The sequence below is a fragment of the Bacillus sp. AFS040349 genome, assembly GCF_002577655.1.
GTDB lineage: Bacteria > Bacillota > Bacilli > Bacillales > Bacillaceae > Metabacillus.
In genome coordinates this window covers 1-26,994 of sequence record NZ_NUMC01000044.1, presented here as the reverse complement: position 1 = coordinate 26,994, position 26,994 = coordinate 1, and the positions used below count along the sequence as shown (strand labels likewise).

General features: G+C 34.4%; 29 protein-coding genes and 3 pseudogenes. 30 read left to right on the top strand and 2 right to left on the bottom strand.

The window, feature by feature from the left end:
• Positions 1-153 precede the first annotated feature (153 nt).
• A complete protein-coding gene (locus COD11_RS10635; RefSeq protein ID WP_098796897.1) occupies positions 154-2,586 on the top strand; it encodes a heavy metal translocating P-type ATPase in 2,433 nt (810 codons plus the stop codon).
• 339 nt (positions 2,587-2,925) lie between these two features.
• Positions 2,926-3,318: a rhodanese-like domain-containing protein gene (locus COD11_RS10630; protein WP_231309816.1), complete on the top strand. Its 393-nt coding sequence runs from the start codon at positions 2,926-2,928 to the stop codon at positions 3,316-3,318.
• A gap of 211 nt (positions 3,319-3,529) precedes the next feature.
• Here COD11_RS10630 and COD11_RS10625 read toward each other — a convergent pair whose 3' ends face one another.
• On the bottom strand, positions 3,530-3,916 hold the full coding sequence (locus COD11_RS10625) for a GerD family protein (RefSeq protein WP_098796893.1): 387 nt from the start codon (positions 3,914-3,916) through the stop codon (positions 3,530-3,532).
• 355 nt (positions 3,917-4,271) lie between these two features.
• Between COD11_RS10625 and COD11_RS10620 the strand changes: the two are divergent.
• From COD11_RS10620 to COD11_RS10590, 7 genes and pseudogenes are all read left to right on the top strand, one after another.
• Positions 4,272-4,960: pseudogene (locus tag COD11_RS10620) on the top strand (peroxiredoxin).
• Between the two features lie 13 nt (positions 4,961-4,973).
• Positions 4,974-5,183, top strand: a complete 210-nt coding sequence (locus COD11_RS10615) for a hypothetical protein (RefSeq protein WP_098796890.1) — start codon at positions 4,974-4,976, stop codon at positions 5,181-5,183.
• A 117-nt stretch (positions 5,184-5,300) separates the two neighbouring features.
• Positions 5,301-6,149: pseudogene (locus COD11_RS10610) on the top strand (PLP-dependent cysteine synthase family protein).
• A gap of 692 nt (positions 6,150-6,841) precedes the next feature.
• Complete coding sequence (gene lgt, locus COD11_RS10605) at positions 6,842-7,669, top strand: prolipoprotein diacylglyceryl transferase (RefSeq protein ID WP_098796888.1); 828 nt, start codon at positions 6,842-6,844, stop codon at positions 7,667-7,669.
• Positions 7,670-7,993: 324 nt separating this feature from the next.
• Positions 7,994-8,194, top strand: coding sequence for an anti-sigma factor domain-containing protein (locus COD11_RS10600; protein ID WP_098796885.1), 201 nt, complete (start codon positions 7,994-7,996; stop codon positions 8,192-8,194).
• 336 nt (positions 8,195-8,530) lie between these two features.
• Positions 8,531-9,481 carry a cysteine synthase A gene (gene cysK / locus COD11_RS10595; protein ID WP_098796882.1) on the top strand — a complete coding sequence of 317 codons (951 nt, stop codon included), beginning with the start codon at positions 8,531-8,533 and terminating at the stop codon, positions 9,479-9,481.
• 701 nt (positions 9,482-10,182) lie between these two features.
• The gene (locus COD11_RS10590; RefSeq protein ID WP_098796879.1) at positions 10,183-10,383 is read left to right on the top strand and encodes a hypothetical protein; all 201 of its coding nucleotides are present in this window, start codon (positions 10,183-10,185) and stop codon (positions 10,381-10,383) included.
• Between the two features lie 260 nt (positions 10,384-10,643).
• Here the strand turns inward: COD11_RS10590 and COD11_RS10585 are convergent, their stop codons facing one another.
• Positions 10,644-11,144, bottom strand: coding sequence for a QcrA and Rieske domain-containing protein (locus COD11_RS10585; RefSeq protein WP_098796877.1), 501 nt, complete (start codon positions 11,142-11,144; stop codon positions 10,644-10,646).
• Positions 11,145-11,306: 162 nt separating this feature from the next.
• On the opposite strand from COD11_RS10585, the gene COD11_RS26495 reads away from it, so the two are divergent.
• From COD11_RS26495 to COD11_RS27470, 21 genes and pseudogenes are all read left to right on the top strand, one after another.
• On the top strand, positions 11,307-11,462 hold the full coding sequence (locus COD11_RS26495) for an SHOCT domain-containing protein (protein ID WP_141549674.1): 156 nt from the start codon (positions 11,307-11,309) through the stop codon (positions 11,460-11,462).
• A gap of 151 nt (positions 11,463-11,613) precedes the next feature.
• Complete coding sequence (locus tag COD11_RS10580; RefSeq protein ID WP_098796874.1) at positions 11,614-12,075, top strand: cytochrome c maturation protein CcmE; 462 nt, start codon at positions 11,614-11,616, stop codon at positions 12,073-12,075.
• Complete coding sequence (locus tag COD11_RS10575) at positions 12,068-14,050, top strand: heme lyase CcmF/NrfE family subunit (RefSeq protein WP_098796871.1); 1,983 nt, start codon at positions 12,068-12,070, stop codon at positions 14,048-14,050. The genes COD11_RS10580 and COD11_RS10575 overlap by 8 nt, the downstream gene beginning before the upstream one ends.
• The gene (locus COD11_RS10570) at positions 14,043-14,543 is read left to right on the top strand and encodes a cytochrome c-type biogenesis protein (RefSeq protein ID WP_098796868.1); all 501 of its coding nucleotides are present in this window, start codon (positions 14,043-14,045) and stop codon (positions 14,541-14,543) included. The genes COD11_RS10575 and COD11_RS10570 overlap by 8 nt, the downstream gene beginning before the upstream one ends.
• 15 nt (positions 14,544-14,558) lie before the next feature.
• Positions 14,559-14,909, top strand: a complete 351-nt coding sequence (locus COD11_RS10565) for a hypothetical protein (protein ID WP_098796865.1) — start codon at positions 14,559-14,561, stop codon at positions 14,907-14,909.
• The gene (locus COD11_RS10560) at positions 14,899-15,831 is read left to right on the top strand and encodes a hypothetical protein (RefSeq protein WP_098796863.1); all 933 of its coding nucleotides are present in this window, start codon (positions 14,899-14,901) and stop codon (positions 15,829-15,831) included. The genes COD11_RS10565 and COD11_RS10560 overlap by 11 nt, the downstream gene beginning before the upstream one ends.
• A gap of 12 nt (positions 15,832-15,843) precedes the next feature.
• Entirely contained in the window at positions 15,844-16,545 is a 702-nt protein-coding gene (locus COD11_RS10555) for an ABC transporter ATP-binding protein (RefSeq protein ID WP_176551041.1), read from the top strand.
• Positions 16,532-17,209: a heme exporter protein CcmB gene (locus COD11_RS10550; protein ID WP_176551040.1), complete on the top strand. Its 678-nt coding sequence runs from the start codon at positions 16,532-16,534 to the stop codon at positions 17,207-17,209. The genes COD11_RS10555 and COD11_RS10550 overlap by 14 nt, the downstream gene beginning before the upstream one ends.
• Before the next feature lies 1 nt (position 17,210).
• A complete protein-coding gene (locus COD11_RS10545) occupies positions 17,211-17,903 on the top strand; it encodes a cytochrome c biogenesis protein (RefSeq protein WP_176551039.1) in 693 nt (230 codons plus the stop codon).
• Positions 17,904-17,913: 10 nt separating this feature from the next.
• Complete coding sequence (locus COD11_RS10540; RefSeq protein WP_098796854.1) at positions 17,914-18,036, top strand: CcmD family protein; 123 nt, start codon at positions 17,914-17,916, stop codon at positions 18,034-18,036.
• A 26-nt stretch (positions 18,037-18,062) separates the two neighbouring features.
• Positions 18,063-18,590, top strand: coding sequence for a TlpA family protein disulfide reductase (locus tag COD11_RS10535; RefSeq protein ID WP_098796851.1), 528 nt, complete (start codon positions 18,063-18,065; stop codon positions 18,588-18,590).
• A 33-nt stretch (positions 18,591-18,623) separates the two neighbouring features.
• Complete coding sequence (locus tag COD11_RS10530; RefSeq protein WP_098796849.1) at positions 18,624-19,532, top strand: cytochrome c oxidase assembly protein; 909 nt, start codon at positions 18,624-18,626, stop codon at positions 19,530-19,532.
• 13 nt (positions 19,533-19,545) lie between these two features.
• Positions 19,546-20,244 carry a response regulator transcription factor gene (locus COD11_RS10525; RefSeq protein WP_098796900.1) on the top strand — a complete coding sequence of 233 codons (699 nt, stop codon included), beginning with the start codon at positions 19,546-19,548 and terminating at the stop codon, positions 20,242-20,244.
• Positions 20,241-21,650: a sensor histidine kinase gene (locus COD11_RS10520; protein ID WP_176551038.1), complete on the top strand. Its 1,410-nt coding sequence runs from the start codon at positions 20,241-20,243 to the stop codon at positions 21,648-21,650. Before COD11_RS10525 ends, COD11_RS10520 begins: the two co-directional genes overlap by 4 nt.
• 1 nt (position 21,651) lies before the next feature.
• Positions 21,652-21,861: a hypothetical protein gene (locus COD11_RS10515; RefSeq protein ID WP_098796844.1), complete on the top strand. Its 210-nt coding sequence runs from the start codon at positions 21,652-21,654 to the stop codon at positions 21,859-21,861.
• Entirely contained in the window at positions 21,858-23,054 is a 1,197-nt protein-coding gene (locus COD11_RS10510) for a F510_1955 family glycosylhydrolase (protein WP_098796843.1), read from the top strand. The genes COD11_RS10515 and COD11_RS10510 overlap by 4 nt, the downstream gene beginning before the upstream one ends.
• A gap of 61 nt (positions 23,055-23,115) precedes the next feature.
• On the top strand, positions 23,116-23,352 hold the full coding sequence (locus COD11_RS10505; protein WP_098796841.1) for an SHOCT domain-containing protein: 237 nt from the start codon (positions 23,116-23,118) through the stop codon (positions 23,350-23,352).
• Between the two features lie 204 nt (positions 23,353-23,556).
• Positions 23,557-23,787 carry a hypothetical protein gene (locus COD11_RS10500; RefSeq protein ID WP_098796839.1) on the top strand — a complete coding sequence of 77 codons (231 nt, stop codon included), beginning with the start codon at positions 23,557-23,559 and terminating at the stop codon, positions 23,785-23,787.
• Between the two features lie 342 nt (positions 23,788-24,129).
• Positions 24,130-24,819 (top strand): hypothetical protein, encoded by a 690-nt coding sequence (locus tag COD11_RS10495; protein ID WP_098796837.1) that lies wholly within the window; start codon positions 24,130-24,132, stop codon positions 24,817-24,819.
• A 21-nt stretch (positions 24,820-24,840) separates the two neighbouring features.
• Positions 24,841-26,760: a copper resistance CopC/CopD family protein gene (locus COD11_RS10490; RefSeq protein WP_098796835.1), complete on the top strand. Its 1,920-nt coding sequence runs from the start codon at positions 24,841-24,843 to the stop codon at positions 26,758-26,760.
• 14 nt (positions 26,761-26,774) lie between these two features.
• A pseudogene (locus tag COD11_RS27470) lies at positions 26,775-26,981 on the top strand (sulfite exporter TauE/SafE family protein); the annotation flags it as partial.
• Positions 26,982-26,994 lie beyond the last annotated feature (13 nt).

Here is a 26,994-nt window from a genome sequence, read left to right as displayed (position 1 = left end):
CCAGTAGTGACCGCGTAGCGCACCCATACATTGGAATAGTTTTACAAAATATGAAAAATTTATTAGGATGCGTGTCGAAAAATATTTTTTTGACAATCCGCCAACGGGTCAAACCGTTGATAAATCAACATTTATAGAGGGAGGGATAGAATAATGAGTAGCGAAGCTAAAGTTCGTGAATCAATGGATAAACAGGTTTCATTAGGCATTACTGGTATGACGTGTGCTTCATGCGCAACTCGAATCGAGAAAAATCTATTAAAACTAGATGGAGTGAGTAAGGCAAACGTTAATCTTGCATCCGAAAAAGTTAGCGTTTCTTATAATCCCGCCCAAACATCTGTTGAGCAACTAATGGCAAGTGTGAAAAAGACCGGTTATGGGTTTCGTGAAGAAAAAACGACGTTAGCATTAACTGGTATGACGTGTGCGGCATGTGCGACTCGTATAGAAAAAGGGCTTAAAAAGGTAGATGGAGTAATTAATGCGAATGTTAACCTAGCAAATGAAAAAGCAAACATTGAATATATTCCAGGTAAAACAAATGTAGATCAGCTAATTGGCGCTGTAAAAAAAGCAGGCTATAGTGCAAAAGTCGCAGGAGATGCCAATGAAGATACAGAAAAAGAAGCACGTGAGAAAGAATATAAAACACAAAGAAATAAGTTCTTACTAGGAGCCTTTTTATCCATATGGTTCCTTCCACAAATGATTTCTGACTTGCAAGCCCAGTATGAGTTTAATGTAGGATTTCAATTTCATATTAATCCTTGGATTCAATTGTTATTAGCAACACCAGTACAATTTTATGTAGGGGGCCACTTCTATCGAGATGCTTACAATGCACTTAGAGGTGGAAGTGCCAATATGGCTACACTAGTGGCTTTAGGAACATCTGCTGCTTACTTTTACAGTTTAGTTGTTACGATAACTGGTGCAAATACTGGACTTTATTATGAAGCTGCAGCCATTATTATCACGCTAATTATTCTTGGAAAGCTTTTAGAGGTTCGTGCCAAAGGACAGACTTCCGAGGCAATTAAAAAATTAATGGGATTACAAGCAAAAACAGCTCGGGTCATCCGTGATGGTGAGGAAAAAGATATTCCAATTGAGGAAGTAGTAATGGACGATGTCATCTTCGTGAGAGCAGGAGAAAAAATACCGGTGGATGGAGAGATTATCGAAGGTAACAGTACAGTAGATGAATCGATGCTTACCGGTGAGAGTCTGCCAGTAAGCAAAAATGTTGGTGACTCCGTTATTGGAGCTACTGTTAATAAACATGGATCATTTAAATTTAAGGCAACTAAAGTAGGGAAAGATACAGCATTGGCTCAGATTATTAAACTTGTGGAAGAGGCTCAAGGTTCAAAAGCACCGATTCAGAAATTGGCTGATAAAATCTCAGGTGTTTTCGTGCCAATTGTCATTGGTATTGCCATTGTGACATTTCTAATCACTTATTTTTTAGCAGGATTTACCCCAGCTCTTTTCAGCGCGGTAGCTGTTCTAGTTATTGCATGTCCTTGTGCACTAGGTTTGGCAACACCAACAGCTGTTATGGTTGGGACAGGAAGAGGTGCTGAAAGTGGAGTTCTCATAAAAGGGGCTGAGCACTTAGAGAGTGCGCACCGGATAACGACGGTTGTTTTAGATAAAACAGGTACGATTACAAAAGGTGAACCAGAAGTCACTGATATCATTACAACACAGAACTTCCAAGAAGATGAATTGCTTCGATTAGCAGGTTCAGCAGAAAGAGGTTCTGAACATCCACTCGGTGAAGCGATTGTAAACGGTGCTAAAGAAAAAGGTTTTACATTAAGTGATCCGACTGACTTTAATGCAATTCCAGGCCATGGTATTGAAGTGAAAGTGGATGACAAAAAAATCCACATTGGAAACAAAAAATTGATGCAAAAACAAACAATTGTATTTGAGTCATTAATCAATCAAATGGAAGAACTAGAAGGCCAAGGTAAAACAGCCATGTTGATGGCAGTTGACGGGGAACTTGCTGGGGTAATTGCGGTTGCAGATACGGTAAAAGAAACCTCAGCAGAAGCGATTTCACAATTAAAAGAAATGGGAATAGAAATTGCGATGATTACTGGTGACAATCGACGTACAGCAGAAGCTATTGCTAAACAAGTAGGGGTTGATCGCGTATTAGCAGAGGTACTTCCTGAAGATAAGTCTGCTGAAGTGGAGAAACTGAAGCAGGAAGGAAAAGTTGTTGCAATGGTTGGTGATGGTATCAATGATGCACCAGCTTTAGCTGAAGCAGATATTGGCATTGCGATTGGTACAGGAACAGATGTTGCTATAGAAGCAGCAGATGTAACACTCATGCGTGGAGACTTAATGGGTATTGTAGATACAATCCGTCTTTCTAAGGCAACGATGCGAAAAATAAGACAAAACCTTTTCTGGGCATTCGCATACAACGCAATTCTCATACCAGTTGCTGCAATCGGATTGCTCAACCCAGTACTTGCAGGTGCAGCGATGGCATTTAGTTCCGTATCAGTTGTTACCAATACGTTATTTTTACGGAGATGGAAGCCTGTCCGAGCAGCATAATTAATGAGATTTGAGGTTACTTAAGGGTAGCCTCTTTTAGGTGATTAACTCCATACTAATTTACATGTTAAAGGTTTTATAAATCAGCAAAGTAGCCTAGATGGGTAACTAATATCGTAAGTACCGAAAGCCATCGATTTACGGGAACTCTGGGGAATAAAAGTTGTACCTATCGTAAGAGTTAAGAAGGTTACTGCATCGAAGTTAGTCATTAAAGCTGGTAATGGATCAAATAGCATTAGGAAAATAGGATACTGACGATAAGCAGAGTCTCCTATACTATTGTAAATATTAAAACTATCAGTTAAAGATTATTTGGGTTATAGAGGGGGACTTAATTTGGATTTTAGCACTATTCTTAATATATTTTTATTTACTCTGGTTGGATGGTTTTTTTATAAACGAATCGCTCCTGTTAAAGGTTTGAAAAATTTAACACAAGAAAAAGTGTGTGAAAAAGTAAGAAATGGAAACAGCATACTCGTTGATGTTCGGGAATCTCATGAATTTAAAAATGGTTATATTCCTAAAGCTATTAATATTCCTTTATCTAAATTAAAGGAACGGTTAAATGAAGTTCTTATAGACAAAGAGCTGATCTTATACTGTCAAAGTGGGATGCGTAGCAAACAGGCAGCAAGAATTTTTCAAAGTAAAAAATACACTGATATTTCACATTTAACTGGAGGCATCTCTTCTTGGTCGGGAAAGGAAATGTATGGGAATAGGTAATTATTTTATTACTATTTAATTAGAAGTACTAAATTTAGTACTATTTGGACTTATTGAAATAGTGAATGATCAATCCATAAGGGACCTTGCAAAGGATATTGAGGAACGGTTTAATATGATGTATTGTTAAAGATATTTAGTCATCAATATTAGACTAATAAACATATTGAGAGATTACGACGATGGTGATGAGGTCACTATCGTCGCTTTTTTATTGTTCATTAATTATACCCCTTAATATTTCCTTCATTTCCGGTGTTTGCATAATTTCAATCATAACACTTTGCATTTCCGGCTCTTGCATCACGCTAATCATACTATCTTGCATTTCAGGTTCCTTCATTAGTTTAACCATTGTATCCTGCATTTCGGGTTGCTGCATCAATTCAATCATTTGATCCTGCATTTCAGGGGAACTCATCACACGGACAATCGCATCTTGCATTTCCGGTGTTGCCATCATGTCAGCTAACATGGTAGGGCTTAAGCCCCCAGAGTTCATCATATCACTGGTATTTCCCCCATTCATGCCCCCACATCCAGCAAGATAGAGTAAGACCAAAATAGTTACGACAGTAAGCTTTCCTTCTATTTTCATTTGAATTCCTCCCTTATTTAGAAGCTATTTTTATTAATTTTCCCAACTGCATATCGTTTATCATTAATCTTAACAAATTCTTGACCTTCTCCTGATAAGATCTGAAAATTGATTTTTTATATTGTTAATAAGGGAAAGAGGGGGCGCATTTTTTCATTAGAAAATTTAAGTGCCAAAGAAGAGGATAATTGCTGAATGCAATGTTATTAGTCCAAATGTAGAAATATAAAAGCTTGATTTGTTGGAATGTATTTATAATTATTTTAAATTAGAAAATTAGAACTTTTTGAAATCTTCACGGTTTCTTCAAAGTCTTTCTTTATAATTTAATTTGTAACATATAAAATTTTTATTAATGGAGGAATGGACATGGAAAACAATAATAGTGAAAAAAGTTTATAGTTTACCAAGAATAGGGGATCCAGCGCCACAGTTTGAAGCCACTACGACACAAGGGACAATTATATTAGAAGACTATAAAGAGGATCCTGGCTGATTCTATTTTCTCACCCAGCTGACTTTACACCTGTTTGTACAACAGAATTTGTTGCTTTCCAAGGCATTTATCCGCAGTTAAGAGAATTAAATACTGAATTACTTGGTTTAAGTGTGGATAGCTTACCAACACATATTGCATGGGTTCGTAATATACATGAAAAACAAAATATTAAAATTGAATTCCCCGTGATTGCTGACCTTAACAAAGACGTAGCTACTAAATACGGGATGATTCATCCAGGGGAAAGTACCACTGAAACCAATCGGGCAGTTTTTGTAATCGATGATAAGCAAGTGATCCGTGCGATCATATATTATCCATTGACAACTGGACGTAATATGGACGAGATCCTTCGATTAGTCAAAGCCCTCCAAACAACAGATGAACATAAAGTATCTACGCCAGCTGGATGGAACCCTGGTGAAAAAGTGGTTGTTCCACCACTTGCTTCACAACAGCTTGCTGAAGAAAGAGTTGCAGATAAGGATTTAGAAGTTATTGACTGTTATTTTGCAAAGAAAGAATTGGCTAGAATAAAGGAATAGGAGGTCTATTTCTATGCCATGTAGCCAAGGAGATACATCGCTGACTGTCACCGAAATCGATTATATTTTAGGCCTTTTAAAAGAAAAACCATTATCGGATGTGGAAGTTTCCGAAAATATGAGCCTCCCTTTGTTTAAGGTAAGAAGTAAATTACGTGAGTTGGTTCAATTAAAATACTTAGAAAAAAAGAACGAAAAGTATAGTATTAACAGGCTTAAATAATAAAAGCTTAGTTAATCATTGAAGAAGTTTTTTATATCAACTTCAGGCTGTCGAGGAATTCGACAGCCTGTTTTAACTATGAACAAAATGGAAGAAACGATAGGGAGGTGACAAAAAATGAAAGTTGTACAAAATATTACTGAGTTAATCGGTGAAACACCTGTTGTGCGACTAAATCGCCTTGTTCCGAGAGGTGCGGCTGATGTTTTTGTTAAACTAGAAATGTTTAATCCATCTAAAAGTGTAAAAGATCGTGCAGCCTACAAGTGGTAATACAGGGATTGGTCTAGTCATGAATGCAGCAGCTAAAGGATATCATGCAATTTTGGTAATGCCCGATAATATGACAAAAGAAAGAATAAATATTTTAAGGGCTTTTGGTGCAGAGGTAGTACTAACCCCGAGTATGCAGAAAATGCAAGGGCCATTGAAAAAGCGTTAGAACTTCGGAAGGAAATTCCAAGAAGCTTTATACCACAACAATTCGAGACCAAGGCTAACCCAGACATTCATCGTAAGACAACAGCGCTTGAAATTTATGAACAAATGGATGGGCGTTTAGATGCTTTTGTAGCTACAGCTGGTACTGGTGGAACGGTGACCGGAACGGGGGAGTCATTAAAGGAACTAATATCTGACCTTTATATTGGAGTTGTAGAACCTAAAGGTTCACCAGTTTTGTCAGGCGGGAAGCCTGGCCCTCATAAATTAGTGGGAACAAGTCCTGGATTTGTACCTAAAATACTAAACACGCGGATTTACAATGAAATCATACAGATTGACGATGAGAGTGCTGTGAAAACTTTTAAAGACCTAGGGCGCAAAGAAGGGATATTTGTTGGTTTGTCATCCGCTGCAGCAGTATTTGCATCCATAAAGATTGCTGAACGTTTAGGCTCTGGCAAGCGAGTGCTATGTATTGCTCCCGATACTGGTGAACGTTATCTAAGTATGGACTTATTTTAATAGAATTAACTATAAAAGTATTCACAACTTAATGATTCCGCTGAGTTGGGGTGGTGGTAAGAAGGCGGGAGGAAAAATTATAGACCGGTAATTCTGATATCAGGAATTACCGGTACATTCGTTAAATGAATTCACCTTATCACATATTTATCGGAGTGCTTTAAAAATTATATCATTTCCTAAATATCGAGTTGCAAAGAGTGTTAGTTTGCTGATTCTATCTCATAAAAAGATAGGACCAAATTGATTCCTATCATCGTAGTTAAAAGTAAAGTTCCCGATTGCAAGATCCCGAAAATAACTCCTAAGAATAAACCTACACTCATCCCATTTGTCATTGCAATCATCATACAGGTCATAAATGGAATATTTTTTCTGTTATAAACAGTTTTTGTAATTACTATGGTTGAGAGTATGAGTAATACTAAAAAAAATAAAAATTAATGGTAGTGCCAATTTTGTTTCTCCTCTCACAACTAGTCAAGATATTTCATTTTACTTCTGGTAGATATTCTTTCTGACAGATTTTATAGGTTGATACTTTCTAAATTGAGTATAAAAAGCTAGTATTTAACAAAAAAAGTTTGATATTCTTCACAAAAAATCTATATTTAACACGTATAATTTCTTTTGTATTTATGATTATTAGAACATAGCTAGGAAAAATCATTTGATGAAATGAGGAATATCTGATGAAACCCCTTTTTAGTTTTGGACCTTTTACGATTCACTTTTTTGGTTTAATGATAGCTATTGGTGCAATAGCAGGTATCCTGTTATTTATAAGAGAAGCAAAACGTAGAAATATGAATCATAAGTTATTATTGGATGGAGTTATGTATTCCTTATTTGGAGGAATATTAGGAGCTCGTATCTTCTTTATACTTTTCTATAATCCTTCCTTTTATTTTGCCAATCCAATGGAGGTATTTTTTATCCAAAATGGTGGTTTGTCCATTCATGGTGGTATTATAGGTGGAGTATTAGTCGGCTATTTATTTTTGAAGAAACATAAATTGCCGATATGGCAAACATTGGATGTTGTTGCACCTTCACTGATATTGGCACAAGGAATAAGTAGAATTGGCTGTGACGTATTTGGTGGACCAATTTTTAGTGTTCTTCCATGGGGAATTGAAAAAGGCGGGGAGCTGTTGCACCCAGCTCAAGCCTATGAATTTTTGTTGGACTATCTCTTGTTCGGATATTTATGGTTACGATTGAAAAAGTCTTCCTATACGGGGCAAGTCTTCCTTCACTATCTAATTGGTTACTTGGCTATTCGAGCTATTGTAGAATTTGCTAGAATAAACCCAATGGTTGTTGGACCTTTTAGTGTTAGCCATGTGATGAGTTTAGTAGGTATAATTTTTGCTATTTTCCTTATGAGGTATTGTAAGAGAAATGGAACAATTGACAAAGTTAATCCGATCTCTAAAAATGAATTTGCCAAAACTGGAATATATGTAATATCACTAATGATTATTTCGTTACTTGTCTATTATGGAGTACAAGGGTAATGATTATACGGGAGATTGGATACTATGGATGCATAATTAAAAAACGAATTTATGGACAAATTTCAATTAGATGAATATATGTGTTTGAAAACGAGCAGTGGTTACTAGGTAGCTTAGGTAGCCATAATGCTCGTTTTTTATTTGATTTTAATCAAACAGTTTAATGTGTGACAAAATCAAGTTATTCATTTTTGACTAAATTGTGACTGTTTTATTTCTTCACAATTTCCCCAAACTTCCTTGCTAATATAACTAACTGTAGTTTAACTTCTAAGTTTAAGAATCTAGTTTAGGACGAGAGTCTATCAAAAGGAGCATCCATTCATGAAAAGAGGGCTTGTTTTAGATTATAATGAAAAGTTTGTGATATTCTTAACAGAAGATGGATGTTTTTTAAAGGATCATAAGAAAAAAAGGAAATATGAACTTGGAGAAGAAGTAACTCTTTTTGAAATATTGGATGAACATGAAGATACTACTTCAATAGGTCCAGGGAACAAGGAAAGAATCTCTGAGAATATATAATACATTACTCTGTATTAATGTTAATTATGTTTTTTCTAAATGATTATCTGTTATTTTTTATATGCAGGGATATTGTTTTGGTAATTAGTTTGCCATGGATCGAATAGAGATAACAAAAAATTGATAAAACATAAAGTACCCAAAAAAGTGTGGATGACACTTAATATCTTCGTACTTAACACTCTCCCGAACCAAATTGAAAGCCTTATCATTATTATGATAAGTTTGTTTTTAAAATTTAATAATAGATCTTTATCTTTATCGTTTATCACAATTTCTTCAAATTTATTAGGTATAGTATTAATATAGGATTTCACACTTTTAGGAGGAAAACAAATGACTGATGTATTAAAACGTCCAAAAATCGCAAAGAATATTACTGAATTAATAGGTCGGACACCTTTAGTAAGACTAAATCAGATTAGTGACTCAACTGGTACTGAAGTACTTGCAAAATTAGAATACTTTAATCCGTTATCAAGTGTAAAAGACAGAATAGGTAATGCTATGATTGAAGATGCCGAGCAACGTGGGATTATTAATAAGGATACAGTCATTGTTGAGCCAACAAGTGGAAATACAGGTATTGCGTTAGCTTTTGTTTGTGCAGCTAAAAATTACCGTTGTATTCTTGTAATGCCTGATACAATGAGTACAGAAAGACGTAGCCTTTTAAAAGCATTAGGTGCAGAGCTTGTGTTAACTGAGGGAGCTAAGGGTATGAAAGGTGCAATCGAAAAGGCTGAATCATTAAGTAAAGAAATACCAGATGCGTTTATTCCTCAACAATTTAATAACCAAGCAAACCCTATGATTCATAGAAAAACAACAGCTGAAGAAATTTGGGCTGATACAGATGGTACTGTTGATATTGTAGTTAGTGGAATTGGAACAGGTGGAACTATTACAGGTATTTCAGAAGTCTTAAAAGAACGCAAATCTTCTTTTAAGTCTGTTGCTGTAGAACCAAAGGATTCCCCTATTTTATCAGGTGGATCCCCAGGACCGCACAAAATTCAGGGTATTGGTGCAGGGTTTACTCCAGAGGTATTAAACACAGATATTTACGATGAAATTGTCCAAGTCATGAATGATGAGGCATTTGAGGCATCAAGGTCGCTTGGAAAACAAGAGGGAATATTAGTTGGTATATCCTCTGGTGCAGCGATTCATGCTGCTTCAGTTATTGCAAAAAAACCGGAAAATAAAGGGAAAACAATTGTAGTTATATTACCTGATACAGGTGAACGTTATCTCTCTACAGCATTATTTAATGAGCAAGAGTAAAATTAAAATGAGATAACCGAAATGTAAGTTAACCGGTTTAAAGGGTCTCAACATTGGTATCAACCACTTTATTTAGACAGCTTTTCATAGCAAAGTTTGCAGATCGGAAAATACGAAGCTTATTTATTTATTATCTAAGTAGAAAAGGATAGATGACTCGCTGAATCTTAGCTATATCTATCCTTTTTATTATTGTAATACTAAACTAAAAAACATTTTAACTATAATCTGTTCGGAATCTGATGCATTAAAAAATATTTAATCATTGTAATCTCCATAATCTTCCTGAATGAGGTCTTGCTAAATCAATAATTATGGCAACTTAATGTTTGACGAGACATTAGAAAGAGCAAAAGTTGACCAAATTGGCACAGTTATCAAACTGCTGATAGACCGCATCGGAAACTGGCTTCAGAAGCGAAATCAATTATTTCTTTATTAGCAAAAGACTTAATTATTATAATTAAGCTGGGAAACCGTCTTTAAAATTTCTCTTTTTAGATTATCCAATTCCATAAATGGTTTATATCAACCTTGTAGAGTTGTTCTATTCTTATCCTCCTTATCTATTTTAACCATAAGTAAGATGTATCGATCGAGTACTATTCAATGTAAATAGATTTAATAAAAAGGAATGGAAAATTTATTAATCATTGTTATAATGCATATTAAGTTAAATTACATTATAAAAGGTGGTCATAATGGGGAATACGTGTCGCTATGTTGTTAACGCTGTTGGTAAAGGTGGAGAGACATACTATACCCACTTTAAAGATAAAAAAGAGTTAAAAATATGGCTTAAAGACCATCAAGATAAATTATTAATGAATGAATTAAAGATAATTGATAAGAATAAGCATCCATTTTTAAATCGTTTAACACTATTAAACTTTTTAAAATAAGTTGGCCTCCTTTCTATATAAGAAAAAAGAATTTGTATAATTTAAACAACAAAAGAGCTGACACAAAAGGTTGGTAAATAACGATTCTTTTGTGTCAATCTCTTTAAATTATTTATTAAATGGAATTCACCTACTGTCTTACCTATTCCAGGGATTATGGAAATTTACAATTATTTTCTATCTATCCTAAACATTTAGGAGATAAACTTATGTTTTAATAGAATTAACACACAATTCAACTATAGGGTCCCATATCTTTTTTAGGAGCGTTCTTTTGCACTTAAAATTGGAATATATACATTTCCATCCTGAATTATTGGTTCAAAAATATCTAGAGGCCTTGGTGGAGGTCCACCTATATTAATACCAAATTCGTCATATTTACCTCCGTGGCATGGACAAAAAAATGAAATACCTTCAATTTTAAGATTATTATCAGCATGTGTTGCCGTGCAACCAAGGTGGGTAAAAATAGGTGACATGACTAACAATTCTTTAGTACTACTATCTATGTTTATATATACAAAACCTTTTCTTTCTTGTTCTACCCAAGCATCCTTAATCTTGGTGTTATAGTTTACTTTCTTAGGAAATGGTCCCTTTTTTAATTTTTCTAATGGACCAAGGTTAGCCAGTGCACTAGTATCTATTTCTTCTTTGTTACATGCTGTTAAACTAAAATGTATAACAGTAAGTGTTAATAGTCCTATTGTTCCTTTTACACTTTTCTTCAAAAACTTCCTTCTATCTAATTGTGTCATCAAATCCCTCCTTGCTTTAAATTCTAAACTATAAATATGAAGAACCTATGGTGTTTCAAATTACACTGGATTTTTCTATACTATCTAGATATTTTAAGAATTTCACAGTTTCTACAAATCTTTATGTCAAAATATAATTATACTTCAAAAGGAGGGAATCGAATGAGTTGTTGCGGATCTTCAAATATAAGTAAAAATCAGAACAAAAATACCAGTAATGCAAACTTAACCCCAATCGAACAGTTGAAGGTACGATTAGCACAAGGTGAAATCTCTATTGAAGAATACCTGAAAACAAAAACTGTATTAGATCAATAATGAGTTCATTGGTACCCAGCTCCATTGGAGACTGGGTATTATAATGGGCTTTTTTCAAATTGAATAGAATTCATCACAGAATCTTCATATTTATTGTCTATAATCCTAGAAGATGGCTTCTTTAATACAGTATGAAATGAGGTGTTATTGATTGGGAAAGAAAACAAAAATGATCATTGCTCTTGGTATTTTTTTAGCAGTAATAGGTACACTTATTTATACTAGCATCGGTAATGCAGCAACTTTCTATCTAACTGTTGATGAATTAAAAGATAAACAGGAAGAGGCAGTTGGAAAACGGATTAAGGTAAGTGGGAATATTGTAGGAGAATCAATTAATTTTGATTCATCCCAAATATTACTAATGTTTGAACTAGAAGGAGAAAATGGTTTTCGTGTACCCATTCAATATGATGGTGTCAAACCAGACACATTAAATGATGGGTGGGAAGCGATAGTGGAAGGAGAATTAAACTCTGAGGGTGTTTTTATTGCCTCTGAATTACTTGTAAAATGTCCTTCAAAATACGAGGCAATGGAGGAAAACGGAGAGGAAATTCCAAAAGACCACCCAGCGACACAGAAACAAGGAGGAAATGAAACTAATGGGTGATATCGGCCGTTTGGCCCTTATGTTCTCAATTGTCATAGTTGTTTATGGAATAATAAGTCATCTGATGGCAATTCGAACGAAAAATATACGTTGGCTTAAGAGTGCGAAAACCTCTGTTTTTATTCTTGCTTTTTTAACCACTCTAGCCTCGGGTTCCTTAATTTATTTACTAGTAACAGGGGATTTCAAATACGAGTATGTTGCACTTTATTCAAGTACTGACATGCCTTTGTTTTATAAAATATCAGCCTTTTGGGGAGGAAATGCTGGTTCTCTCTTACTATGGTTCTGGATATTAAGTTTATATACAGCGTTGGTCACTTGTTCTAAACATAAGGATAGTACTAAATATTTACCTTGGGTATCTACTATATTATTAATCATCAATGCTTTCTTCGTACTCGTACTTAATACTATTGAACAACCTTTCGCGTTAAATCCAGAGCAGATGTCGGAGGGTAATGGATTAAATCCGTTATTACAGAACCCCGGAATGGCGGTTCATCCTGTTACCTTGTATTTAGGTTATATCGGATTCGCTGTCCCGTTTGCTTACGGAATGGCTGCATTAATTCTTAAAAAGGCGGATGCGGTTTGGCTTAAGGTTACGAGAAAATGGACATTAGTATCTTGGTTATTCTTAAGTATGGGGATACTATTTGGTTCCCAATGGGCCTATGTAGAACTAGGATGGGGTGGTTACTGGGCGTGGGATCCAGTAGAAAATGCCTCATTACTACCATGGCTTACAGCAACAGCACTTTTACACTCAAATATGGTTCAAGAAAGAAAAGGTATGTTAAAAAGGTGGAACATGACCTTGGTCACTCTTACATTTGTCCTTACATTATTTGGGACATTATTAACGAGAAGTGGTTTGTTATGGTCTGTGCATGCATTTGCAAATGGTCCAATCGGTGCTTATTTCCTTGCCTTTATAGGGATCATTATTATAGGTTCTATTTGGAATATTTCAGCAAATTGGTCTGTGCTAAAGTCAGATGCCCAATTTGAGTCTTACATTTCTAAAGAAAGTAGTTTTTTAGTAAACAATCTATTATTAGTAGCATCAGCATTTACGGTTTTTTGGGGAACCATTTATCCTGTTGTGTCGGAAGCTGTAACAGGTTCAAAGACAATGGTAGGGGCTCCTTATTTTAATAGAGTCAATGTTCCGATCTTTATTGCCATAATTATTTTAATGGGGATTGGACCAGTTGTTGCATGGAAAAGATCTACCACAAAAGCTCTTTGGAAAAATCTTCGTGTCCCATTAATTGTAACAATTTTATTAGCTCTAGCACTATTTTTTACTGGAGTGAAGAATTGGATGACCCTTTTATCCTTGTCAAGTACAAGCTTTGTGGCTTTGATTATTTTCCTTGAATTTACAAAGGCTGTACAAGCTAGGGTGAAGGTAACAAGTGAATCACCACTTCGCTCATTTTTTATGCTTTTTGTTAAAAATAGGCGGCGTTATGGTGGGTACATTGCTCACTTTGGAGTCATTTTAATTGCCATTGGGTTAACTGGAGCTAGCACTTATTCAGTAGAGAAACAATATGGATTAAATGAAGGGGATTTTATCAATCTAGGAAAATACACATTATTGTATAGAGGTCTGGCCGAGAATAATAGTGAGGCTAAGCAAACGGTCTATGCTGAATTATTAGTAGAAAAAGATGGTGAAAAAATAGGTGTTGTCCGACCTGAGAAGGTGTTCTATGTAAATGGTACTCAACCTACAACTGAAGTATCCATTGTAAGTTCATTACAAGAGGATCTTTATGTTGTACTAAATGGTTGGTCTGAGGAAGATGGCAAGGTGTTTATTCAAGTTAAAATTTTCCCTCTCATGTCATGGACATGGGCTGGAGGCTATATCTTGATTCTAGGTACATTAGTATCTTTATGGCCTAATCGATCTGCCAAAAGAAAATCACCGTTTAACATGGAGTCGATGACCTATGGGTAAATGGCTAAAAAATGTATGGTTTTCACTATCTTTAACGATATTCTCTCTTGTAGTATTTGTTCCTAAAAAAGGCTTTGCTGAAGGGGAAAACGTTTCTATATCTCGTAATGATATGCTTAATGTTGCCAAAGAACTACATCCACCAGGGTGTACAGATTCTATGACTGCTGATTATTGTACGTTATCAACCGCGTATGATTTGCGACAAGAGATATGGTCTCTGTTAGAAGAGGATATGGATAAAAAACAAGTTATTAATTATCTAGTTCAAAAATATGACGAACGTATCCTTGCGGCTCCTACACCTGAAGGTTTTAACCTGATAGCATGGGTTTTACCTGGGGTAGGAGTAGCAATTGGTGCAATTCTCATCCTTTTTCTAATAAAAAAATGGAAAAAGGGACAGGTTGAATCGAATGAGAATCAACAAAAGCTGTCTGTTACGGACTATGATGCGAATAAAGTCCAAGAGGAACTGAAAAATTGGTTATAAAGAGAGGAAAACGTTATGACAGATACTGAAATTTTTATGGGTGTCATTGGGCTAATCATCTTACTTCTTCTCGCTTCTCCTTTCTTTATAAAAAGAAATCCAACGATAGAAATGCCAGAAGAAGATTTCCAAGATGAGAAAGAGCAAGTGTTTATGCAACTTTCCGAATTAGAATACGATTATCAAATGGGAAAGTTACCAGAAAGAGACTATATAAACACAAAAAGTGAGCTTACGTCAAAGGCATCTAAATATGTTAGTCACTCTAATGAAGATTTCATTGAAATTGAACGAACGGTAGATATAGAAATAAGAACGGTGCTTAAGAAAAGTGGGGTGGGGAAGGAGATAATGTATGAAAAGTAAAATTATTTCACTTTTAATAGTGATCATCATGCTTCCTCTTGTGTTAGTACCCAATAAAGGTTCAGCTGATGGCAAGTATCCAGTAAGGATTACAGAACAAAATATAGTAGCCTCTCCCATAGATCAGAATACACTTCAGCTTATTCAGATAGTGAATTTTAAAAACAGTGGGAATAAGAAAGAAGAGCAATTACCTATTTATTTACCTGAAGGTTATTCCGAGCTTCAAGTTCGTTCTGGGTTAGAAGAAAAGGATATGAAGGTAATAGATAAAGGGGTTGTTGATGTAACAGGTCTTGACCCTGGTAAAGAAAAGCAGATTGTACTTTCCTATATTATGCCGCTCACCCAAAGAAAATCTCAATGGGCGATTGAGACATCCTATGTAACTGAAAGTTTTCAGGTTATTATACAGCCTGGGATATTATCTTTTGAAGCAAGCAATTTAGTCACACAATCTGATTTGTTCGAAATGAATAACCAGGAATTTAGGCGATTTACTCGAGTAGATCTTCATCCTGACACACCTTGGACACTTACTTTCAACTTTATTGGCCAATCAAGTGCAAACAATGAGACAAGCAAAGTAGAAGATTCATCTCCATCTAACTATACAGAAGATGGATATAAGATTATTGGGAAAGAAGGAATTGGATACGGAAAGGCTGCTATTACAATAGCCATAATTGTGATTGCATTATGTATGACATTAATCGGATTAAAAAGGGATTATCAAAAATCGATAAACAAATCGGTAAGACCTACACGTACGTGGTTACAGACGGAAAAGGAAATATTATTGCAAGAAATGGTTCAACTAGAAAAAGATTATCAGTCGAAATTAATTAGTGAAAAAACATATAAGGAAACTTATAACGATATAAGAGAGAAAATGATACGGGTTATAGCAGAACTCAGGTAGGTGGTCTCCATTTTGGAACTTCAAAATCTTGAATTTATCATAAATGAACGAAAGGTATTAAAATCGATTAATTTCTCTTGGAGAAAGGGGGAAACGGTTGCGTTTATTGGAGGGAATGGAGCGGGGAAATCTACTCTCTTAAAGATAATTGCATTACTTTCTCAACCTTCTGACGGGAAGTTATCGTTAGCAAAAGGAGTTAGCAAAAACAATTGGAAAAACAATCTAGGTGTTGTTTTTCCTGATAGTTTTTTACACGACTCCTTAACAGCTATTGAAAATTTACATTTTTACCAGAAAATTTATGGGAAAGATGACAAACATTTTATTGAGCATATTCTTAATAAAGTACAATTAGTCACTGTGAAGGATGAACTTGTGGGTACCTATTCTAAGGGAATGAGACAACGTTTATCCATCGCAAGAGCGTTGGTCCATCAACCTGAGTATCTACTTTTGGACGAACCGTTTGATGGGTTAGACTTGAAATCAAAAATGATCATTGAAGATATTCTTAATGAACATGAGTCACAAGGGAATGGATATATCTTAGTCAGTCATGATGTAAAACAAGCTTTTGATCTTTGTGAACGAGCAATTTTACTACATGATGGGGAAATTATTGTTGACGAAAAGAGTTCCCAAATATCTCTCTTATCTTTTTTAGATAGGTATCAATCATTGTTGGAGAGGAATGAAAATGAATTTCTATAAACAGACATTATTAATTCTTAAAAGGGACCTAACGTTAGAATTTCGCCAAAAATCACTCCTCTTTTCAATGATTATTTTTGCATTAATGCTTCAAGTGTTTTTAAACATTGCGTTTGATACAGATATGGAAGCTATGCAAAAATTGGCGGCAGGGATATTATGGATTCCTATTCTTTTATCTGCCATGCTCGGTTTTAACCGAATTGTTGCAATGGATAAAGAGAATAGTGTCCTAACTGGCTTGTTAGTCTCTCCATTAGACAAGGGTGCACTGTACCTTGGGAAATTTTTAGCGAATTTAGTATTGATTTTGATAGTAATCTGCATATCAGTTCCTGCCTTTTTTTTATTTGTTCAACAACCTTACCCAGATTCACTCGGTTTACTGATAGCGGTATTGTTATTGGGCAGTTGGGGGTTTGTAGCGATGGGTGTTTTTTTAGCAACCCTTGCACAGTCAAGCAGAATTACTGAATTATTACTACCAGTAATGCTTTTCCCATTAAGTGTTCCACTGTTTTTAGGAATCGTTCAGCTAACTGAAGTAGCCTTATATCCTTCTATAGAAATGTCGCAAAACGTATGGCTGATACTTTTAGTTAGTTATGACATTCTTTTTACAATCATCCCACTTTTTTTATTCGATTACTTATTGGAGGTGTGACATGGTTAACAGACTACTGGGAATATCAAAAATTCCACTTACTTTAATAACAGCAATCGTCATAATCATTCAACTATACATGGCTTTTTACTATGCACCAACTGAAAAGTATATGGGAGAGATACAAAGAATTATGTATTTCCATATCCCAAGTGCTTTTGTAGCGTTTGTAGCTTTTGCAATCGTGTTTATCGGAGGAGTTTTATATTTATATACGAAAAATAAGCAATGGGACTATTTAGCTGTATCAGCAGCTGAGATTGGAGTACTCTTCACAACATTTGTTCTAGTGACGGGCTCGTTATGGGCAAAGCCTGTGTGGAATGCATGGTGGGTGTGGGAAGACCCACGATTAGTTACTTCGCTTATTCTATGGTTTATGTATATCGCTTATTTATTCATTCGAGCATCTGTGCAAGGAGAAGAACGTCATAGGAAATTTGCTGCAATATTTGGTATCATCGCCTTTTTAGATGTTCCACTCGTTTACTTCTCGGTAAAGTGGTGGAGAACCATCCACCCAAAGGTAATCGATGAGCAAGGTGTTCATATGCCGGTTGAAATGGCACAAACCTTGTTCTTCAGTATAATTGCCTTTCAGTTTCTATTTTTCACACTATTAATCTATCGTTTCTTTCTTGAAAGACAAAAAGAAAAGATAAAAGAAATAAAGAATATAGAATTAAAAAGATAGGAGAATATAGATGAATTTTTTATTCGTAGGAGTATTAATTATTTGGGTTGGGATTCTCGCATACGTTATTCGAATTTTTAACGAACAGAAAAAGATAACGAAACAATTAGAGAAAATCAAAAGTTATTATTAGATGTAAGTATAGGAGGGGTGAAAAGTGTGTTACGTAAGCTGGTGCGTGTAACGATTATTGTGCTTATAGGAGTTGCATTTATTTACATGGCTATAAATCTTGCTGAAAAATCAACTGCTGCAGAAGTGGGTGGCCTTGCTCCTGATTTTACGTTAGAAGGTATGGACGGTAACATGGTAAGTCTAACAGACTACCGAGGTGAATTTGTTATTCTGAATTTCTTTGCATCCTGGTGTCCCCCATGTCGGGAGGAAGCTCCTGAACTTCAGGCGTTTGAAGAAGAGTATGGAGATCAGGCAAAACTTTTAATTCTAAGTCGAGCGGAACCAAAAATACAAGTGCAGGAATTTATTGAAGAATTTAAGTCTACCTCAACGTATCTTCTAGATTATAATGATTCGATGGCTAAACCTTATGGTATAGCTGGACAACCTGAAACTTTTTTTATTGATGAAAGTGGGATTATTAGGTACCACCATGTAGGTCCGATGACAAAAGAATTTATGGTTGAAACTGTTAATAAATACAAAAAATCACCATTATCAGAAAAGTAAAAGACCCAATAAATAGGGTATGGATGGGAAATTATGTCATTTCGTAGGGTTTCTTTAGCGCTTCCTGGTTTGTTTTTTCTTTTAGGACCAACGGGTGCTTTTGCTCATAATGGACAAAAAAGTGGTTTACATGATTATTCATTTTTTGAGCTTTGGAACCCGGCATTATTTATAGGAGTTATTCTAGTTTTTCTGTTATACCTTCATTTCATAAATAAAAATCGAAGGGGTAATCCTGATTTTACTCCCGTATCCATAAAAAGAAAACTTTCCTTCTTAGGTGGACTGATTGTATTTTATATTGCGCTAGGTAGTCCGTTACATGTTTTAGGTGACAGTTTCTTATTTAGTGCGCACATGCTGGCACAGTCTTTAGTTTATATTGTAATGCCACCGTTACTATTAATGGGTATAGAAAAATGGATGGTCCAATCTGTTATAAAAATTGGTTTTAAATATAAGATTCTTTCAATAGCAAAGGTTCCATTAATTCCATTGTTACTATTTAATATTCTGTTTTCTTTTTACCATATTCCAATAATTTTTGATAAAGTGGTTTCAAATACAATTTATCATAACCTTACTCATTTGATTTTAACAGCTTCAGCATTTTTAATGTGGATTCCAATATTTCCTGTTAGTGATGAATTAGATAAACTTTCTCCTTTGCAAAAACTTGGATATATTTTTGGCGCAGGTGTGTTATTAACTCCTGCTTGCGCATTAATTATTTTTGCCGATGAACCATTGTATGCGATGTATACTAATGCCCCACAATTATGGACTTATCTTGGTCCGATAGATGACCAACAAACCGGTGGTATCATCATGAAAGTCATACAAGAACTAATCTATGGCACAGTAATAGGATATATATTTTTTAAATGGGCAAAAAAAGAACAGGTTCATGATGAATATGTACCAATAATAAATGAGGGATAAGTGAGTGATAGGTATGAAAGACAAAATTCTTATTGTTGATGATGAGTGGAATATGAGAAATCTAATAAAGATTCATTTACTTCCTCACTTCGATTTAGAAGAGGCAGCAAATGGTAAAGAGGCGTTAGAAAAGGTAAAAGATCATAATTTTCAACTCATTATTCTGGATGTAATGATGCCTGATATGACTGGATGGACAGTCTGTGAAAGAATCCGCGAGAAAGAAAACATTCCAATTTTGATGTTAACTGCTTTAACGGATGTAAAGGATAAAGTACACGGTCTTAACATTGGTGCAGATGACTATTTAGTAAAACCATTTAACCCTGAAGAACTGGTAGCACGTGTTCATGCATTATTAAGAAGGTCTGTTGAATTTAATAATGAAAATGATAATGGAACAATTACAATCTCTGACCTAACAATTATTAAAGATAGTAGACTGGTTCTCGTAAACGGCAAGGAAGTTGACCTTACACCTAAGGAATTCAATCTAATTCATTTATTCGCAACAAATCAGAAACAGGTATTTACACGTGAAATTTTACTTAATGCTATATGGAATACAAACAACGTTTTAGATGTTAGGACGGTTGATACACATGTGAAAAATGTAAGAGAAAAACTTAGAAAAAATGGATTATCGTTTAATCCAATAAAAACAGTATGGGGTGTTGGGTATATCTTTCAAACTCCAGATGGAAAAGCATGAAATGGAATAGTATCGTTATTAAGTTAGGAGTAGTCTTTATCCTGCTTTTTTTCGTTGTTATTTTCCCTTTAGGGTTTAGTATAAATAAAATTTTTTCCGGATTCTTTTATAATGAGGTAGAAAGCCAAGTTGATAAGCTGTCTACTCGATACTCTCGAACAATAACAGATATTAAAGATGAGAAAATTCTTAATATGTTTGAAATGCTGGCAGATTTGACAGATCATGAAATAATTATAGTGGATAAAAATGGGGAAATCGTGGCAAATTCAGGATTACCTAGTCTTCCTAAGGGTTCAAAGGCAAACATCGAACTTTTGCCTTCTCTTAAGGAAAAGGAATCGGTTAAAATCGAAATTCAAGATGTAACTACAAAGAACAGGTATTTATCAATTGGAAAACCAATAATTTCAAACAAGGAATTCCTAGGTGGTATATTTGTTTTAGCTCCAATTGATGGCATATACTTATCACTTGACCGTGTTAGAGATATGCTTATCCTTGCCGGAATGGGTTCCATATTTTTAGCAATTGGATTTGCCTTCTTTTTTACAAGAAAACTGACAACTCCATTACTTGAAATGGAAAAGGCTACGAGGAATATTGCACATGGCGACTTGAAAACAAGAGTGAGTGTTGAAAGTAAAGATGAAATAGGATCTCTAGCAAAAGCTATTAACTATCTTGCTGTAGAATTAGATAAATACCAAACAAATAGAAGGCAATTTTTCGCTAATATATCACATGAGTTACGAACACCTTTAACATATTTAGGTGGTTATATAAAAGCGATTCAACAAGGCCTTTACCAATCTGACGAAGAAAGAGATCAATATCTGCTTATTATAGAGAATGAAACGGAAAGAATGACGCAATTGGTGAATGATCTTTTTGAATTGTCGAAAATGGAAGAGGGAAAATTAGAGTTCCACTTTGAAGATATAGACCTCTGTGAAGTTATTCAAAGTTCTATAGAGAAAACAAAATTAAAATCAAAAGAAAAGGGAATCGAGATTTTCCTTAAAGGTGATACAAATCTTCCCTTAGCCAACCTTGATGGGTTACGAACTGAACAAATTGTAATAAACCTCTTAGAGAATGCCATTCGTTATACAGAAAAGGGGTCTATAACCGTAAAGCTTTGGAGTGAGAGACAAAAGATAAAAATATCAATCGAAGATACGGGATTAGGTATACCAGGAGAAGATTTACCTTATCTGTTTGAGCGTTTTTATCGAGTGGAAAAGTCAAGGTCTAGAGCAACCGGAGGAACAGGTTTAGGATTATCCATTGTTAAATCATTAGTTGAACTTCAACAAGGTGAAATTCAAGTCAAAAGTGAAGTTGGTAAAGGGACAAGCTTTATATTGACATTCCCTGTAGTAGACTTTAGTCAGGAGGATTAGGATGAAACGAATTGAATATGTTATTGCGGGTCTACTCGTGATTATAGGTCTGGCTTGTCTAACAACTTCAGGATCTTATCTGATGGGGGCTGGTATAGATGCATACATCATGACTTTTTTACAGTTGTGTATGTGGTTAGGAATTCCTATTGTTGTGGTTGGCGTAATTTACTTGATACTAATAAAGTTTAAAAAAGGTGATAAAAAATGATGAAATTAAGACTTTTTACATTAATGTTTTTTATGATGGCTTTACCTCTTAATGCATTTGCTCATGGTACAGAGGAAGAGTATCAAAAAGAGGGTTTAATGTTTGATAAGATAATTGGTGGGGGATTAGTAGTATCAATTCTTTTATTAGTAGTATCTGTGGTCGGAATCGTAGTGATTTCAAAGAAAATAAAATCAATAAGTGTTAAAAATAAGCAGGGTCAGAAAAAAAGCAATCAATTAAAAAAAAGTTCAACAATCCTAAAATGGATTAGTGCTATAACTTTGTTAAGTTCAACAATTTTTGGGTTTATAACTTTAAAAAATAATGAGGTTGAACAGGGAGATACTATTGGATTCCAACATATACATGGGCTTGGATACTCCGCAGATGGTAATAGTTTTTATATACCAGCTCATGATGGCTTAAGAGTTTATTCAAAGGGTGAATGGAGGATTCCAGAAGGGGAGAAACATGACTATATGGGTTTTTCTATGGTAGATGACGGATTTTACAGTAGTGGTCATCCTGGACCAGGCTCAAAATTAGAAAATCCTTTTGGAGTCGTAAAAAGTAATGATTTTGGTAAGTCACTAGAAGTATTAGATTTATATAAAGAAATTGATTTTCACGGAATGGCTGTAGGATATTTTTCACATGCAATTTATGTGCTAAATCCCGAAGCGAATAGTAGGATGGAAGATACGGGCCTTTATTATACATTGGATGAAACCAAAAAGTGGACGAAAAGCGATATGAATGGGTTAGATGGTCAACCTGCATCAATCGCAGTGCACTCATCAGATGAGAAAATCATTGCAATAGGTACAGATCAAGGTGTATTTCTTTCAACCGATTTTGGTAATACATTTGAAAGTATATTACCAGGAGTACCTATATCTTCCATTCACTTTACAAAAGAAAATAAATTAGTGGTTGGTGGGCTAGAGGATGGGTCCGTAATGTATGAAATTAATATAGATACGAAAGAGAAAACTAAGATTTCTATTCCGGAAATAAGTAATGAAGATGCAATATCATATATTGCTGTAAATCCTCAAAACAGTTCAGAAATTGTTTTCACAACATTTGAGAAACAAATTTATATAACAAAAGATAATGGAATTAGTTGGACACAGATTGCAAAGAGTGGAACAGCTATTGATCGTAAAGTAGAAAAGGTAGAAAATTAGGGAACTTTCAATGTAATTGTGAATGAATTAATCGAAAATAATTTATGTAAGGAGAATGGTAATGATGGGAATGATGAATTTTGGCATGTTATTAAATATGCTAATTTGGATATTGATAATTGGTTTTGCAATTTATGGTTTTGTTTTATTAATTATGAAACCATTTGAAAAAAACAAAGATTCTAGTGGGAAAAACAACAGCCAAGGAAATGCACTAGACATTTTAATGGAACGCTTTGCTAGAGGTGAAATTGATGAAGAAGAGTATGAGCAAAAAAAGAGAGTATTACAAAGATAAAATATAAATTAATCTCTTCACATATTCTTCAAATTAATAGGGTACAATATTTCTTGTAACATAAAACTAAACAGTAAACAGACTAAAATGAAAGGAACCTTTAACGGTTCCTTTTATTTTTCACATAAACTTTAGAATCTCCACAGTTTCATCAAATTTATGGTCTATACTTATATTAACGATATAGAAAGGAGGTAGAGCAAATTGAAAAAGAAAATAGCATTTGTTTCATCTTTTGCTTTAGCAGCTCTTTTAGTTGTAGGACAGTTTACGTATGCTGAGGAACCTGAAAAGGGTATGGGAAATATGATGAACGGAAATGGAAACGGTATGATGAATATGATGGAGGCTATGAATTCACCTGAAGGTCAGAAGATGATGACGGCGTGTGGAGATTTCATGGAATCCTATGATGATCAAGAAAGTAATGATTAAGAGTAACGTGCTCACATATTAAATACTCCCCTTTTAAAAAGGCCTTCTTAGGCCTTTTTAAATTATTTCTTGGTGAGATTCACCTTCTTTATTCATAAAAACTACATAATTATGTGATAATGTAGGACTCATGGGTTTTTTAGGATATTGATCGAAGTAAATGTAATTGGATTTATTGGCTGAATACTGATATAAAGAAAAGAAATTAGATTTAACTATAGTGACAAACTTGGTTGCTTTTACTGTTTTATTTAAGCTATTAGTGGCAATTGAGTGTATTTAATAAAAAAAATTTCCTGAAACGTCCTGTAGATAAGATTAATTGAAAGAGATGGAAATAATATGTATTGGGACTGGATTGATCAATTATCCGGATTACTCACAAGTAGTCACAATTTTTTTTGGGATCTTTATCAAAATAGTACTTTTTATATTAAATCAATTTGGCTCGGAGTCATGTCGTTACTTACATATAGTCAAGTAACATCAAACGTTCTTCTAGTTATTTATTTGCTTTTTCTATTTAAAAAGGAAAATTGGATAAAAGAATTAGTTTTGATTTGCGTGGGAAGAATTGCCGGATTGTTTATAGGGATTTTGATAACGACAATGTTTGGGGATTACAATTTTCAAATCTTAATAGGCCTAGTTAATTATAGTATTGGTCCATTAATTGTCATTATCTTACTCGTTCATTTTTGGATAAATAAAAAAGGCATTGATTTTAAAATTAAAACATGGTGTTCTTTCATTTTTGGTTTAATGTTATCATTTTATCTTGATCCTGTTTTCTATGGTTTTTCTAGATTTTTACCATTCTTCTTTGGTAGGGATGTTTTTAGTTTCATTAAGCCTTTTTTGTATTCTATGATTTTGATATCCCCTTTGACACTATTTGGATTCATTGCATATGGTTTTGAATTTGATAAATGGGTTAAAAGAAATAAATATTTTTTTAAAGTATTACAAAAAGTCATGTATAATTTTTTAATACTTATAGCAATTAATTCTTTCATTATATATTGGTTTTAAGCTCTGAAAGGAGTAGGACAAGTGAGTAGGTCAGTAAAGTTTTTAATAATGTTAAGTTTTGTTTCGATTTTTATATTAAATATATTCCCGGGAGTTTCTGCGTATGCCCATTCTTCTTTAGTGAGAACACTTCCTGAAGGCGGAGAAAAGGTGGAAACTAGCCCTTCTACCATAGAATTGTGGTTTAAGGACCCTGTTGTACTGCATTCTAAAGCTTTGAAAATAATAGATTCATCGGGTAGGTCATTTCAATTAGGTAACACATATATAGATCCTAACAATCAAACTCATATTATTGGTGAATTGAAGGAACCATTGCCAGCTAATCGATATAATATTGAAATTAACGTGATAGCTTTAGATGGAGATATCATAACAGAAAAATTCTTTTTTGAGGTTCTTAAGGATGAAGTTCTTAAGGATGGGTCTAATCAAAAGGGTCCATTGAAGTTAAATAAGCAGATACCTAATGATGGACAAATCATCAAAGGCAGTCTTGATAAGATTGATTTATGGTTTAACCAAGAGACAGAACTTTCAGCCATCGGAGTCTTTGACAAGAACCAACAGCCAGTGAAATTAAAGGAACCATACCAGGATCCATTAGATCCCACCCACATAACAGTAGAATTCGATCAATCGTTAGCAAAAGGGACCTATCAAGTAACATGGTATGCACATCCAAGCAATAGGGTTTCTAGTAATCAACCAGACAGTCTCGATGTTTTTTATTTTGCTGTGGATGAGTTCACACCAATCGAAGAGGGTTCAAAGGGTACACCTGTTCATAATGCATGGTTTCCAGATATGGGATTAAAGCAACTTGGCTATTGGCTCGTTTTTATTGGATTATCGATATTATTTGGCTCAAGCTTATTTATTCAAATCATTTCAAAAAACCTTAAACAGGATAGTGAATGGAAGTTTATTTCTTTAAGTTTAATTTTCATGACAATGGCTGGTGTTACTCTATTAATTCTCCAGCAAAGAATGGAGTTACTAGAACTACCTTTAAAAGAGTTCTTCACATTAAAATTTATCTTGGTACCAATTATCCAAGTCATTTTATTATTACTAGGATTGATGTTTAGAAGAATTGAGACTTTTGCCTTTGGACTAGCGTTATTTATGACACCATTTGTGATGGGGCATGCCTCGTATCCTCGTTATGGAGGTTACTTTACTATCTTCATAAATGAATTGCATCTTTTTGGGGCATCAATTTGGATGGGCGGCTTATTGGCATTAATTACGCTTGTTAAGAAAAATGAGGTTTCTGATTTTATCGGGAAGTCTGCATTGAAATTCTCTAGATTAGCCTTTTGGAGTCTTATTGTTATAATCTTCTCTGGGATCATAATGACAATCCGTTATATTCCTTCCTTCTCAATTGAAAGTTTCCTCGATAGTCAATGGGGAAAAGCGGTTATCGTAAAAGCAGTGTTAACGATTCTAGTTGTTTTGGTAGGATATCTCCAAAGAAGAACGATTAAAAGGTTCACTGTAAATATGGTAACTAAGTTTAAAATAAGAGGTATTAATGAAATTGTGTATGGCATACTTATCTTATTATTTGCTTCGATTTTAGTGGTATCAACTCCTAGTGCTGCTGAACAGGGTATATATCCTGAAGGAGAAAAAAATGAACAAGATTTAGAGGTGAAAATGTCTCCATTAAAGCCAGGACTTAACGTCTTAACTATAGACCTAAAAGGAAAAAGTGATGTCGAGAATATAAGGGTTAAAATCACGATGCCACCGGATTATAGTGTTGAGTATGATGCTTTTAAGATAGATGAGGACACTTTTAAAATAACAGGTAATATTATCCATGCAGCCGGAACATTGTTTATGGAGATTGAAGCAATAAAAGAAAATGGTGATAGTAATACCTATCAATACACGATTGTTGTTCCAGGTGAAGTACGGTTTAATGAGTAAAAGGAGAGGGAAAGATGTATGAATTCTTTAGTCAAATAAGTAATTTCCTTAGTCAACCTTTTCTTACTCTTAGGTATACTACAGAAAGCATCCCTATTCTTTCAGCTTTTATTTTAGGGATTATCGGTGCTTTAGCACCTTGCCAATTTACTGGTAACCTAGGGGCTATTACGATATATGGAAATAAGTCTGTACAAAAAAGTATGGCCTGGTCTAAAATGTACCCTTTGTAAA